The 14,725-nt window shown below is 34.0% G+C and carries 12 protein-coding genes; 11 read left to right on the forward strand and 1 reads right to left on the reverse strand.

What is annotated here, in order from left to right:
* Window positions 1-130: 130 nt before the first annotated feature.
* Window positions 131-880: an RDD family protein gene (locus FND99_RS18425; protein WP_144339405.1), complete on the reverse strand. Its 750-nt coding sequence runs from the start codon at window positions 878-880 to the stop codon at window positions 131-133.
* Between the two features lie 20 nt (window positions 881-900).
* On the opposite strand from FND99_RS18425, the gene FND99_RS18430 reads away from it, so the two are divergent.
* From FND99_RS18430 to FND99_RS18480, 11 genes are all read left to right on the forward strand, one after another.
* Window positions 901-1,881: a stage II sporulation protein M gene (locus FND99_RS18430; RefSeq protein WP_144339406.1), complete on the forward strand. Its 981-nt coding sequence runs from the start codon at window positions 901-903 to the stop codon at window positions 1,879-1,881.
* 12 nt (window positions 1,882-1,893) lie between these two features.
* A complete protein-coding gene (locus FND99_RS18435; RefSeq protein ID WP_144339407.1) occupies window positions 1,894-2,667 on the forward strand; it encodes a DUF4129 domain-containing protein in 774 nt (257 codons plus the stop codon).
* A complete protein-coding gene (locus FND99_RS18440; RefSeq protein ID WP_144339408.1) occupies window positions 2,660-3,865 on the forward strand; it encodes a DUF4350 domain-containing protein in 1,206 nt (401 codons plus the stop codon). Before FND99_RS18435 ends, FND99_RS18440 begins: the two co-directional genes overlap by 8 nt.
* A 122-nt stretch (window positions 3,866-3,987) precedes the next feature.
* On the forward strand, window positions 3,988-5,001 hold the full coding sequence (locus FND99_RS18445; RefSeq protein WP_144339409.1) for an AAA family ATPase: 1,014 nt from the start codon (window positions 3,988-3,990) through the stop codon (window positions 4,999-5,001).
* Between the two features lie 174 nt (window positions 5,002-5,175).
* Window positions 5,176-6,507, forward strand: coding sequence for a DUF58 domain-containing protein (locus tag FND99_RS18450; protein WP_144339410.1), 1,332 nt, complete (start codon window positions 5,176-5,178; stop codon window positions 6,505-6,507).
* A 184-nt stretch (window positions 6,508-6,691) separates the two neighbouring features.
* Window positions 6,692-7,780, forward strand: coding sequence for an alkaline phosphatase family protein (locus FND99_RS18455; RefSeq protein WP_144339411.1), 1,089 nt, complete (start codon window positions 6,692-6,694; stop codon window positions 7,778-7,780).
* 46 nt (window positions 7,781-7,826) lie between these two features.
* On the forward strand, window positions 7,827-8,753 hold the full coding sequence (locus tag FND99_RS18460) for a DUF2167 domain-containing protein (RefSeq protein ID WP_144339412.1): 927 nt from the start codon (window positions 7,827-7,829) through the stop codon (window positions 8,751-8,753).
* A 186-nt stretch (window positions 8,754-8,939) separates the two neighbouring features.
* On the forward strand, window positions 8,940-9,731 hold the full coding sequence (locus FND99_RS18465; RefSeq protein WP_144339413.1) for a TrmH family RNA methyltransferase: 792 nt from the start codon (window positions 8,940-8,942) through the stop codon (window positions 9,729-9,731).
* Between the two features lie 16 nt (window positions 9,732-9,747).
* Window positions 9,748-11,289, forward strand: coding sequence for a serine hydrolase (locus FND99_RS18470; RefSeq protein ID WP_144339414.1), 1,542 nt, complete (start codon window positions 9,748-9,750; stop codon window positions 11,287-11,289).
* A gap of 366 nt (window positions 11,290-11,655) precedes the next feature.
* Window positions 11,656-13,875 (forward strand): RelA/SpoT family protein, encoded by a 2,220-nt coding sequence (locus FND99_RS18475; RefSeq protein WP_144339415.1) that lies wholly within the window; start codon window positions 11,656-11,658, stop codon window positions 13,873-13,875.
* A 200-nt stretch (window positions 13,876-14,075) separates the two neighbouring features.
* Window positions 14,076-14,618 carry a hypothetical protein gene (locus FND99_RS18480; protein WP_144339416.1) on the forward strand — a complete coding sequence of 181 codons (543 nt, stop codon included), beginning with the start codon at window positions 14,076-14,078 and terminating at the stop codon, window positions 14,616-14,618.
* Window positions 14,619-14,725: the final 107 nt, after the last annotated feature.

Below are 14,725 nucleotides of genomic sequence, written 5' to 3' on the forward strand. Positions count from 1 at the left end.
ATAAACCTTTTAAACTAAAAAACACTAACTAAAAAATCACGCGAAGTCGCAGAGTCGCAAAGTTTTAAAAATCAAATGCTTTACAAAAAAAACTTAGAACCTTAGCAACTCAGAAACTTAGAACCTTTCCTTACATATTCTGCGTATAAAAGTTGTAGTCTTTTAAAACCACTCTAATAAAATCACTGTTGTTTCCAGATTGATTTTTGATTCCGGTTACACTTTCAATTTTTGCTGTTAATTTTCCGATGATTTCAAAATCATTTTTCTCGGCTGCTTTGATGAAAGTCTCTTTGATAATTCGCATATCATTATCTGATAATTTGATTACAAGCGGATAAGTAGGAACATAAGCAGTTCCAATATCTTCTAAAATAGTATGACTAATATTGATTTTGTTTTTCAGAGTAATCACCGCTGTTCCTGCTGCCATATCGCCAAAACGCTGTGCTTTTTTGCTAGATATTACGGTAATCAAAGCTACAAGTCCGTAAATTACAGGGATGAAAAAATCGATAATCCCAAAAAACCAGCGAATTAAATAATCGCCAAAACCGGCTTGGTAACCGTCAATTTTAACGACTTTTATTTTGACCAAAATTTTTCCGATCGATTGTCCTTCAAAAATACTTTCCAGTGTAAGCGAATAAAATATTAGCGGAATAGCAAAAAACAACATCAACGCTCTACTCGACCAATCGTCTAGACCATCCATTAAAACACCGATTTTGAGCCAATAAAAAAACACAAACCAGACGAATAACATATAAGCGATTTTTACTGAAGCATCAATAAAATAAGCCCCTAGTCGTTCGCCGACAGAAGCTGCTATAAAATTTATTTTAACATTTTGTGTTGTGTTAATAGATAATTCTGACATATTTTATATTTTAGCCTTCAATGAGAGAAGTTGCCTTCATAAAACAAAATAAAGAAAAATGGCTGGAATTTGAGCTAGCTATTTTTGGTAAAGCTAAAAAAAATCCTGACGAATTAGCTAATTTATACATTCAAATGATGAATGATTTGTCGTATGCGCAAACGTATTACCCTAAAAGTAAAACTGTTATTTACTTAAATCACCTCGCATCGCAGATTTATCAGAAGATTTATAAAACTAAAAGAACGGAGAAAAACAAAATAGCCGAATTTTTTATTACCGAAGTTCCTTTGCTGGTTTATCAGTACAGACGTTATTTGATTTATGCCTTTGTTTTATTTTTTGCGACGGTTGCTATTGGCGTCATTTCTGCAAAATACGATCCTAATTTTGTTCGTCTTATTCTTGGTGATAATTATGTCAACGAAACTTTGGAAAACATCAAAAAAGGGAACCCAATGGCGGTTTACGGCTCTGGAAGCAACTGGGGAAGTTTCATTTCTATCACAATGAATAATCTTTTTGTGGGTGCAAAATGTTATTTCTTCGGACTATTTGCCGGAATTGGAACTTTTTATATCTGCTTGAGCAACTGTATTATGCTTGGATCTTTTCAGTATTTCTTTTATGAGCAAGGCGTTTTCTGGAAAAGTGTTAGAGGAATTTGGATTCACGGCGCAATGGAAATTTTCGGAATTGTTATTGAAACTGCTGCAGGATTTATTTTGGGCGCTTCGATTTTATTTCCAAAGACTTTTTCGAGAATGAATTCTTTTAAAATTGGCTTCAAAAACAGTTTCAAAATCTATTTAAGCACATTTCCTTTTACAATTGCGGCGGGATTTCTAGAGGGTTTTATTACCAGATATTCTATTGATATGCCAAACTGGCTCAGCAGTTTTATAATTCTATTTACGTTAGGAATAATTTCATTTTATTATTTGGTTTATCCATTTATCGTCTTCAAAAAAACACAAAATTATCAGCCTAAATTGACTTAATCGGAAACCATAATGAATAAATTTTTCTTCATTTTACTTTTTGTTTTTGGCTGCAGTTTTTCAAATGCGCAGGATTCTCTTGCGACCGAAGAACCGCCAAAAATCGCTTCAATTAAATACACCGAAAAAGATATTAAAGTCGATTCGATTGCAATTCCTGTAAAGACTTTCAAAAAAGATTTCAAAGAAAATTACAAAGGCTCCGATTTTGTTTATGAAACAAAAGCACCAGAAAAAACATTTTGGGATATTTTCATGGAATGGCTGGCGGGAATTTTCAGAAGAATATTTACTTTCAAAAATCCTCAAGCGTCAATAAATTTTGTTGCTGTTCTTTTTAAAACATTGGCAATCATCATTATTATCGTCGTAATATTTTTGATTGTAAAAGCCTTGATCAATAAAGAAGGACAATGGATTTTTGGAAAAAATTCAAAAAAACGAACCATTTATTATTCAGATACAGAGAAAAATATTCACTTGTTGGATTTCGAAAAACTCATTAAAGAAAATATCGAATCGGGACAGAAAAGAAACGCAATTCGATACTATTATTTATGGTTGTTGAAAGTAATGGCGCAAAATCATTATATCGAATGGGATATCGAAAAAACAAACTCCGATTATTTATACGAGATTCAGAGTCCGGTTCTTAAAGAAGAATTCACTTATTTGTCTTATTTGTATAATTACATCTGGTATGGCGAATTTGACATTAATGCTGCCACATTCGCAAAAGCAGAAAACCGATTTAAAAATGCCATAAAAACCTTTAGCCATGAATAAATCCATCAAAATTTACATAGGCGTTTTGGTTTTTCTAATGGCCTTGATTTTATTGATTGACAAAGGTCAGCCAAAACCTGTTGACTGGCGCCCGACTTTTTCTGTGCATGACAAAATTCCGTATGGTTTATATGTTTTTGACCATGAAATTAAAGATCTTTTAAAAGATCAAAAAATAGAAAGAATCTCTACGGTAACGCCTTACGAATATTTAGATTCGAAATATAATCCAGATACATTAGTTGAGGATTACCGAATAAAAGGTACGTTTTTGAATATTGATTTAGCAGCTGATATTGACGAACAATCGGTAAAAGAGCTTTTTTATTTTGTATCGCGAGGAAATAATGCTTTTTTAAGCATGAGAACTTTTCCGAAAATCTTGCTTGACAGCTTGAAACTGGAAACTCAAACCAATTTGAAGCGCTACAGCAATACTTCAATTTGGGCGGCAAACCCAAAAATAAGTGACAAAAAATATAATTTTAAGCAGTCGGTTGAGGATTATTTTTCACAAATTGACACTGCTGAAACTACTGTTTTAGGATATCAAAATACTGAAAAAGACAAAAAGCATGTTAATTTTATAAAAGTTCGCTATAACGGAGGCTATTTTTATCTGCACACGCAACCTGCGGCTTTTACAAATTATCATTTATTAAAAGACAATCATTATCAATATGCTGAGGATGTGTTGTCCTATATTCCAAAAGGTGATGTTTTTTGGTATACAAAAGGACAAAATAATGAGTCGGTTTCAAGTTCGCCGTTGCGCTATATTTTCAGTCAGCCTGCTTTAAAATGGGCATATATGTTTAGTTTATTGGGACTTTTGATTTTCATTTTTTTCAATGCAAAAAGAAAACAACGAATTGTTCCAATTGTAAAACCACTCAGCAATTTGACTGTTGATTTTACAAAAACAATCGGAAATTTATATTATCAGGAAGGTGATCACACGAATATTATCGACAAGAAAATCATTTATTTCCTTGAAAAAATGCGAAACGAATACTTGATTGATACGACAAAACTGGATGATGATTTTATTAAAAAACTGCATCTGAAAGCAGGTAAAAATTTGGCCGATATTCAGGAGCTTGTTTTTTTAATCAATGAACACCGAAAAAGTTATCACGGAAGTCTTGAAGAAGATTTAATCCGAATCAATAATGCAATTGAAAAAGTTATACATTAGATAAATAGTTTTGCCACAGATTAAAGGATTACCACAGATTAATTATAAATAATAAAATCGATTTAAATCCTTTAATCTGTGGCAAAAAGAAAATAATAAGATCAAAGAAAACATACCAAAACATGGAAGAAAATAACGTAACCGAAAACGAAATCACAAACGAAAATGTGAATTTTGAAACCCGAATAAACCTGACACCGCTTTTAGAGCATGTGAATGCTATTAAAAAAGAAATTGAAACCGTTATTGTTGGACAGCATAAAATGATCGATCAACTTTTGGTTGCGATTTTGTCAAACGGTCACGTGTTATTAGAAGGTGTTCCGGGAGTTGCGAAAACAATTACAGCAAAATTGCTGGCAAAAGCTGTGAATATTGATTTTAGCCGAATCCAATTTACGCCTGATTTAATGCCTTCTGACATTTTAGGAACCTCTATTTTTAATTTGAAAAACTCTGAATTTGAGTTTAAAAGAGGACCTATTTTCTCTAATTTAATTTTGATTGACGAGATAAACCGTGCTCCGGCAAAAACGCAAGCGGCACTTTTTGAAGTTATGGAAGAACGCCAAATTACAATTGACGGTTCTGTTTATCAGCTTGACACTCCGTTTTTAGTAATTGCAACGCAAAACCCAATTGAGCAAGAAGGAACGTATCGTTTGCCTGAAGCGCAATTAGACCGTTTTTTATTCAAAATTGCGATTGATTATCCAAAATTGAATGAAGAAATCCTGATTATTCAGCGCGAACATTTATTGCAGAATCATGGCAAATTAGAAGCTATAAAAGCAGTGCTTTCTGCTTCAGAAATTAAAGGATATCAGGCTTTGGTAAAACAAATTAGAGTGGAACCAAATCTATTGGAATACATTGCCCGAATTGTTGTTAATACTAGAGAAAATGCATTTTTATATTTAGGAGCTTCGCCTCGTGCTTCGATTGCAATTTTGAATGCAGCAAAAGGTTTCGCTGCAATTCGAGGACGCGATTTTGTTACTCCTGAAGATATCAAAGACGCGGCGATTCCTGTATTGCAACACCGTGTGATTGTTTCCCCAGAAAGAGAAATGGAAGGAATTACAAGTTCTGAAATTATAAAACAGATTATTGAAACGGTTGAAATTCCGAGGTAATTATTAATTATTAATTGTTAATGATGAATGGTAAATTGAAAAACGAGCCTTCGATTCCGCTCAGGATGACAGCAATTTTTAATAAACCTTTTTATTTTTTGTCATGCTGAGCGTCCCGAGATTTTGGGAGAAGCAAACCTGAAACCTGAAACATAAAACCTGAAACAAACAAAAGTGAAATTCATAAAAAGTCTATATCTCAACAACTTCTTTTTCTATGTGCTTGCGGGCATTGTGGGATTGTTTATCTGTGCTTTTATTTTTCCGAATATTTATAATGCGGTTTGGTTTGGGGTTTTGATTTTGGTAACTTTCTTAGGTCTTGATATTTTGCTTTTATATTTGACAAGAACTGGATTTGAGGCCGAGAGAAGCACTCCAGAAAAGTTGTCAAACGGTGATTTAAACCCTGTAACTATCATTTTAAAAAACCATTATACTTTTACGGTTTCAGTCAAAATAATTGATGAGATTCCGTTTCAGTTTCAAGTTCGTGATTTTAAACTTATAAAAACCGTTAAAGCATCGGAACAAAAAGAAATCGGTTACGATTTGCGTCCAACGGAGCGTGGCGAATATTATTTTGGGAATCTCAACATTTACGTTTCTTCGCCTTTGCGATTGATTTCTAGAAGATTTACATTTAGTAATGACCAAATGGTGCCAACCTATCCGTCGTTTATTCAGCTTAGAAAATACGATTTATTGGCTTTTTCAAATAATTTATATCAATACGGAATCAAGAAAATTCGCCGAATTGGCCATACAATGGAATTTGAACAAATTAAAGAATATGTTCAAGGCGACGATTTGCGAACGATAAACTGGAAGGCAACAGCAAAGAAAAATGCGTTGATGGTCAACCAGTTTCAAGACGAAAAATCACAATCGGTTTATATGGCGATTGATAAAGGACGTGTAATGCAAATGCCTTTTGATGGCTTGAGTTTATTGGATTATGCGATAAATTCGACTTTGGTTTTATCCAATGTTATTCTGAAAAAACAAGATAAAGCGGGTCTTTTTTCTTTTTCCAAAAAAGTAGAAAACCGAGTTTATGCCGAAAAAAGAGGTTCGCAGATGCAGAAAATCCTTGAAACTTTATACAATATTAAAACTGATTTTTTTGAAAGCGATTACAGCCGATTATATGTTGATATTAAGAAAAACATTAACCAAAGAAGCTTGATAATTCTATACACCAATTTCGAAACCATGGACGGCTTAAACAGACAACTGCCTTATTTAAAAGGAATTGCAAAAAGTCATTTATTGGTTGTCGTTTTCTTTCAGAATACAGAATTAAATGCCATCATAAACAAAAAAACAGACACGATTCAGGAAGTTTATGACAAAGTGATCGCAGAAAAATTCATGTTTGAAAAACGCTTGATCGCAAATGAATTAAAGAAATACGGAATTCATTCGGTTTTGACGCAGCCTGAAAATCTTACTTTGGATGCCATTAATAAATATCTGGAAATTAAGGCACGCGGGATTTTGTAAAATATGTGAAATGTTTTTTGTGAGATGTAAAATGGTCTTTGGCGAAAAACAACTTCGCTTTTAGCTACTTTTATCTTCTATTAATTTATAGTTACATTACGTTATTCCGTAAAAATTGCTTACTTAAATTAATTAGTTTTGAAAAAATTTACAACTAATCAATGTAATTTCAAACTAATACAAAATGAAAAAAGCAATTCTATTTCTTTTCGTTTTATTAAGCTGGAGATCTTTCGCGCAAAAAACAGAAAACATCATAATCATTACTACTGACGGATTTAGATGGCAAGAAGTTTTTAAAGGTTTGGATCCGGCGATTGCCAATGATAAAAAATTCAATCAGGGTGATAGTGCTTACATTTATAAAAAATATGGAAGCGCTGATATTAAAGAAGCACGCAAAAAACTAATGCCTTTTTTCTGGTCTGAAATTGCTTCCAAAGGGCAAATTTACGGAAGCAGAGATTTAGGAAATAAAGTTGATGTTGCTAATCCGTACTGGTTCAGTTATCCAGGATACAGTGAAATTATGACCGGAAATGTTGATACTAAAGTCAATTCAAATCATTATAAAGCCAATCCGAATGTCAATGTTTTAGAGTTTTTAAATCAACAATCTAAACTTAAAGGAAAAGTTGCCGCTTTTGGAGCATGGGATGCTTTTGACCGAATCTTAAATGAAGAAAGAAGCGGTTTTCCTGTAGTTTCTGCATTCGATAAAGTAGGCGGAAACAAACCAACTGAAGCTCAAAAACTGCTAAATGAAATGCGTAACAACTCCTATAAGCCTTTTCATGAAGATGAATGTCTGGATGTTTTTACGCATTATGAGGCAATGGACGAACTTAAAACCAAGAAACCAAAAATCCTTTATATTGCTTATGGCGAAACAGATGAGTGGGCGCATCATGCGCAATATCGCTCGTATCTAGACGCTGCAAATCAAGTTGACAAATGGATTCAGGAAATCTGGAATTTTGTCCAGAGTGATCCTCAATACAAAAATAAAACCACACTATTTATAACCGTTGATCATGGCCGAGGCGACAAAGTAAAAGCACAATGGACAGATCATGGTGCCGATGTTGAAGGTGCATCGCAAATTTGGTTCGCAGTTATGGGACCAGAAATTGCTCCAAAAGGCGAAATCAAAACCGAATCTCAAATTTATCAAAAGCAATTTGCCCAGACGATTGCAAAAATTTTAGGTTATAATTTCACAGCCGAACATCCTGTTGAAAAAGAGATTTCAGAATTATTTCAAAACAAATAGAAACCAAATAAAAACCAAAATAATTAACCAATTCAATTAACCCCAAATGAAAAAAACAGTACTTTTTATTTTTTTATGGCTGATTTCCATTTCAAAAATCAATGCACAAGCAGATACACTTACTGCTTTTTATGACAAAATTGAAAAATCTTTTAATTACGAATCAGGAAAAATCAAGCTTTCTGAGGGCGATGGAACTCTAAATGTTCCAAAAGGATTTAAATTCTTAAACGGTGAGCAAACACAAAAAGTTTTGACCAAATTGTGGGGAAATCCAGAAGATAAAGCGATTCTTGGTTCACTTGTTCCAGATGGAAAAGGAGTTACACACGCCGACAGCTGGATGTTTGTGATTAGCTATCAAGGTGATGGTTACGTAAAAGATGACGACGCAGGCGAAATTGATTACGATGATCTTCTAAAGACAATGAAAGAAGATGTAGCAACTGCAAATGAGGAACGCAAAAAAGGCGGATATCCTGAAGTTCAATTGATTGGCTGGGCATCAAAACCGTATTATGACAATAATTTGAAAGTGCTGCATTGGGCAAAAGAATTGCAGTTTGGCCAAGATAAAAACCATACTTTGAATTATGATTTGAGAGTTTTGGGCCGTAAAGGAATGTATAATATTTCTGCCGTAGCAGGAATTAATCAGCTTGCGGAAGTAAAAAGAAGTATTCCGGAAATTATTCAAAGTGTTGAATTTAACGATGGACATAAATACTTAGATTTTGACGCCGATACAGATACAGTTGCTGCATGGACAATTGGCGGTTTAGTGGCCGGGAAAGTGTTGGCAAAAGTTGGATTCTTCGCTATTTTGGCAAAATTTGCAAAAGTAATTGTAGTGGGAATTGTAGCGGCTTTTGCTGCCGTAAAAAAATTCCTTTTTGGAAGCAAAGACCAAGTGGTTACCAAACCTGAAGAAGAAACTGCTCTTTTAGAAGAAACTACTTCTACTGAAGAATAGTTTTTTTTTGCCACGAATTCCACAAATTTTCACGAATTAATTTTTTACACTTTACAAATAAAAATTAGCGAAAATTAGTGTAATTCGTGGCAACCTTTTTTCATAAACCTACAAGGTTTTAAAAACCTTGCAGGAACTCATATACCTTTGTACCTTTGCTTCTTTGCAACTTTGAGCCTTAAAAAAATGAAACAAATCACTTCAGTACAAAATCCGTTTATAAAATCTTTGGTATTACTTCAGGAAAAATCCAAAGCCAGAAAACAAACTGGAACTTTTTTGATTGAAGGACAACGTGAAATTTCATTAGCCATAAAAGGCGGTTACGAAATTGAAACGGTTTTATTTTTACCCGAATTAGTTTCTGAAAACGAAATCAATAAACTGATTCGAAATTCAGTTCAATTAATCGAAATCAACAAAGACGTTTATCAAAAACTGGCTTATCGCGATACTACTGAAGGTATTTTGGCTGTAGCCAAAACCAAATCGCTAAAACTATCCGATTTAAAATTATCTGAAAATCCGTTGATTCTTGTAGTTGAATCTTTGGAAAAACCAGGAAATATTGGTGCTGTTTTACGTACTGCCGATGCTGCAAAATTGGATGCTGTTTTAATCGCTGATCCAAAAAGTGATTTATATAACCCGAACATTGTCCGTTCCAGCGTTGGTTGCCTCTTTACCAATCAAATCGCAGTTGGAACATCTACAGAAATCATTGCTTTTTTAAAAGAAAACAAAATCAATTTCTACAGCGCAACTTTACAAAATTCGACTTCTTATCATACTCAAAACTTTACTGAACCGACGGCTTTGGTTGTCGGAACAGAAGCAACAGGCTTGACCCAGCAATGGCGTGAAGCTGCAACGCAAAATATCATTATCCCAATGCAGGGCGAAATCGACAGCATGAACGTTTCGGTTGCTGCTGCAATTTTAATTTTCGAGGCCAAACGCCAAAGAGGATTCAATTAATTTTAAATTAAAAATCATGAATTTTAAACTATCACTTTTAGCATTACTTTTCGGTTTTTCTGTTTCGGCACAAATTACAAATCAGGAAGTTGATGAATTGGTAAACAGAACAATAAAAACATTTGATGTTCCTGGGATTGCAGTTGCGATTGTAAAAGACGGAAAAGTAGTTCTAGCCAAAGGTTATGGTGTAAAATCAATTAAAACACAAGAAAAAGTTGATGCCAATACCCTTTTCGGAATTGCATCAAACAGTAAAGCGTTTACCACTGCAGCACTTGCAATGCTTGTAGACGAAGGTAAAATCAAATGGGATGACAAAGTCATTAAATATCTTCCGGATTTTAAAATGTCTGATGATTATGTTACTCGTGAATTTACGATTCGTGATTTGCTGACACACAGAAGCGGACTTGGCCTTGGAGCCGGAGATTTGATGATCTGGCCTGACGGAAGCGATTTTAAAGCCCAGGATATCATTCATAATTTACGTTACTTAAAACCTGTTTCGAGCTTTAGAACAAAATACGATTATGACAATTTGATGTACATTATTGCAGGTGAAATTGTTCATGTTGTAAGCGGAAAAACTTGGGCAGATTTTGTCGAAGAACGCATCATGAAACCATTGGAAATGAACAACAGTGTGGCATCAATCAAACGCTTAAAAGATACTTCAAACGTCATTACGCCTCATGTTCCAATTGACGGAAAACTAAAAACAATAAAACGTTACGAAAACCAGCTTTTTGATGGCGCAGCCGGAATTTACTCAAGTGTAAACGATTTGAGCAAATGGGCGATTTTGCAGATCAATAACGGAAAATACAGCGATAACAAACAATTGTTTTCGGAAAAAGAACATGATGAAATGTGGCAATTGCAAACTATTATTCCGGCTAAAACCAGGCCTCCTTACAACACGCATTTTTCAGGCTATGGACTAGGATGGTTTTTAAGCGATGTGAAAGGATACAAACAAGCTTCGCATACAGGAGGTTTAGAAGGAAATGTTACGCAAACAACTTTGATTCCGGAAATTGGTTTAGGAATTATTGTTTTGACGAATCAACAATCTGGAGCAGCCTTTAACGCAATTACAAACACAATAAAAGACAGTTACTTAGGCATTAAATCTGATGATTATGTGACCGTTTACAGCAACAGAATGAAGGCCAACGAAGAAAAAGCCGATAAAGTTACTGACGAAGTTTGGGCCGTTGTTGCCAAAAACAAAAAAGACAAAATAAAAACTGATTTTTCTAAAATTACAGGTACTTACAAGGACAATTGGTTTGGCGAAGTTACAATAACTGAGAAAAAAGGAAAACTGTATTTTGCTTCAAAACGCTCACCACAATTAGTCGGAGAAGTATTTTTCTACAAAGATGGCAACTACGTGGTAAAATGGAACAATGCTTTTTTTCATGCTGATGCTCACCTACTTTTTAAATATGATGAAAGCGGAAAAGCTACTAATCTAAAAATGCTTCCAATCTCGGAACTAACAGATTTTAGTTATGATTTTCAGGATTTGGATTTTTCGAAAATACAATAAAAACATATTTAGTGATTTAATCTTTGTCAAAGTTTTAAACTTTGACAAAGATATCACATAGCTTGTCTAGTCCCTACGGGACATTATATATCATTCATGTGTTTTTTTCTACCAATATTTAACTCCTAAAAGAGCATTTCTTTATCAAACTCTTCAAAAAAAAATCTCGTAGAGATTTCATATTGGTAAACAAGCTTATATAGACTTTTTTTTGTCCCTTAAGGGCTATACAAATTCCAATAACCATTATGGATTTCTAAGATTTTTTTTTCTTCAAAAATCTAAAATCTAAAATCACAAATCAACAATCTAAAACCTTGCGTATATTCAAACTAATGCGTATTTTTAGTACTTGAATATGCCGTTATGATAGAAATAGATATTGAGAAAGAAAACAAAGCGATTGCGCAGGAATACAAGGAATTACTTCGAATAAGTTATCAAACATTAACCCCCGCCGATAAAAAACTGATTCGGAAAGCTTTTGATGTAGCTGTTGATGCTCACAAAGAACAAAGACGCAAATCTGGAGAGGCGTATATATTTCATCCTATTGCAGTTGCAAAAATTGTTGCCTCAGAAATTGGTCTGGGCGCGACCTCTATCGCTGCGGCTTTATTGCACGATGTTGTCGAAGATACTCCCATGACAGTTGAAGAAATTGAGCGCTTATTCAATCCAAAAGTAGCTCAATTAGTTGAAGGTCTGACTAAAATTTCATTGGTTCAAAAAGACTTAAATGCATCAATGCAGGCCGAGAATTTTAGAAAAATGATCTTGACATTGAACGATGATGTACGTGTTATTTTGATAAAACTCGCCGATCGTCTTCATAATATGCAGACCATGGATTCGATGGCAGAATATAAACAAACGAAAATTGCTTCGGAAACACTTTATATTTACGCTCCCCTTGCCCATCGTTTAGGACTTTATAATATCAAAACCAAATTAGAAGATTTAGGCTTAAAATATACTGAACCTACTGTTTACAATGATATTGTGAGCAAAATCAGGGAAACTAAAGAGGAACAAGACGCTTATATCAAGGATATTTCAGATGTTTTGAAAAAATCTCTTGATGCTGAAAACATCGATTATATCATAAAAGGGCGTCCGAAATCTATTTATTCGATTCGCCGAAAAATGCGTGCTCAAAATGTGACTTTCGACGAAGTGTACGACAAATTTGCGCTTAGAATTGTCTATAAGTCTGATCCCCACGATGAGAAATTTATCGCTTGGAAAATATATTCGATCGTAACAGATCATTACAGACCAAGCCCGAGCCGTTTGCGTGACTGGATTTCATCTCCAAAATCAACTGGTTATGAAGCACTTCACATTACCGTTATGGGACCAAAAGGCCGCTGGGTCGAAGTTCAGGTTCGAAGCGAGCGTATGGATGAAATCGCCGAAAAAGGTTACGCTGCACATTATAAATACAAAAATGGCGCAACTGAGGAAAGCGGTCTTGATACTTGGCTGAATCTGCTTCGCGAAGCATTAGAAAGTCCAGAAACAAATGCCGTTGATTTTGTTGAGGATTTCAAAATGAATTTGTATTCAAAAGAAATCTTTGTATTTACGCCAAAGGGAGAAATAAAATCACTGCCTAAAGGTGCGACTTCATTGGATTTTGCTTTTAGCATTCACTCTGAAATTGGGATCAAAACTAGAGGAACACGTGTAAATGGACGCCTTGTTCCGTTAAATCACGAATTAAAAAGCGGTGATCAAGTTGAAGTAATCACTTCTCCAAACCAAAAACCAACGGTAAACTGGTTGGAATATGTAACTACTTCACGTGCAAAGAACAAGATTAAAAACGTTTTAAACGAAAACACCAAAAAAATTGGCGAGGAAGGAAAAGAACTTCTTACCCGAAAACTAAAACATTTAAAAATTACGCTTAACGAACAAGTTACAAACGAGTTGGTTAACTTTTTTAAATTAAAAACGAGTTTAGATTTATTTTACAGAGTCGGAATTGGAGCGATTGAAAATCAGCAGTTAAAGGATTATGCGGCTCAAAAAAGCAATTCGTTTATCAATTTCTTCAAAAATAAAATCAAACGAAATAAAGATACAGCCGACGAGGATATTCATAAACCAGTTATCAGCAGCAATTACGACATGCTGGTTTTTGGAACCGAACATGACAAACTGGATTATAAACTTTCGCAATGCTGTAATCCAATTCCGGGCGACGATGTTTTTGGTTTCGTGACCATCAATGAAGGAATAAAAGTGCATAAAAAAGATTGCCCGAATGCCATTGGAATGCAGTCTAATTATGCATACCGAATTATGAGTGCCAAATGGATTGACTCATCGCAAGAAGAATTCAAAGCGATCATCAATATTACGGGAATGGATGTTTTAGGACTTACAAACCAATTGACAAGGGTAATTTCGAACAATATGAGCGTGAATATTCAAAGTATTTCGCTAAGCACAGATGCTGGAATTTTTCACGGACAAATTGCGGTTATTGTGAAAAATAACACCATTTTGAAAAAGATGATCAATGCAATCAAAAAGATTGATGGTGTTGATAAAGTGACTAGAGAATACCGAACATAAATAAGTCGAAAGTTTAAAGTAATTTAACACATAGAAACATAGATTTCTTTGTCGAAAAAGGCGTTTCACTTATATAAATAAACATAGACTATGTGTTAGAAACTAGTTTCTTTTTGCCTTCTTTTTTTTGAAATAAAAACTATGTTTCTATGTGTTTAAATAATTCTGCACAAAGAAAAAAATAGCTTAAATAATTATTTATGGAAAATGAAAACCTAGAAATTCCTGAAATCAATTTTGATGAAAATGGCGAACTTATCATTGTCGCTTCTGAATCTTCTTCAAAAGATGATTTTGATTTTTTTCAGGGAAAGTCTTTCATTCAAAATAAAAAATTAAAAGAACGTTTTGCAAATTGCACAGAATGGATTGAATTCCCATCGACTCAGGAAATGTATAAAATCCTGAAAGGAATTGGAAATATTGATAACTTTTTGTCCACTTTTGACGGAGAACCTTTTGAAGGAATGACGGTTAGATTATTTAATCCGAAAACGAGATTGTGGAGCATTTATTGGTCAGATTCGAATACTGGAGTTTTAGATAAACCCGTAGTTGGTTCATTCGAAAATAATATTGGGCATTTTTTCTCAAAAGATGTTTTTGAAAGTAAAAATGTCCTTCAAGTTTTTCGTTGGGATGCCAGAGATCAAGACAATCCAATTTGGAGTCAGGCAATGTCTGATGACAACGGAAAAACATGGGAATGGAATTGGTACATGTACATGACAAAAAGCAAATAGAAATTTGTTAATTTTATCGTAATTAAAAATATTTATGTTAATTAAGGTTTTTTAGATTCTCCAAAACATATCACCGCAAAAGCCCATAATTATTGAATTTGTGCTGC

Origin of the sequence: Flavobacterium daemonense (assembly GCF_007341385.1) — a bacterium.
Classification (GTDB): Bacteria; Bacteroidota; Bacteroidia; order Flavobacteriales; family Flavobacteriaceae; genus Flavobacterium; species Flavobacterium daemonense.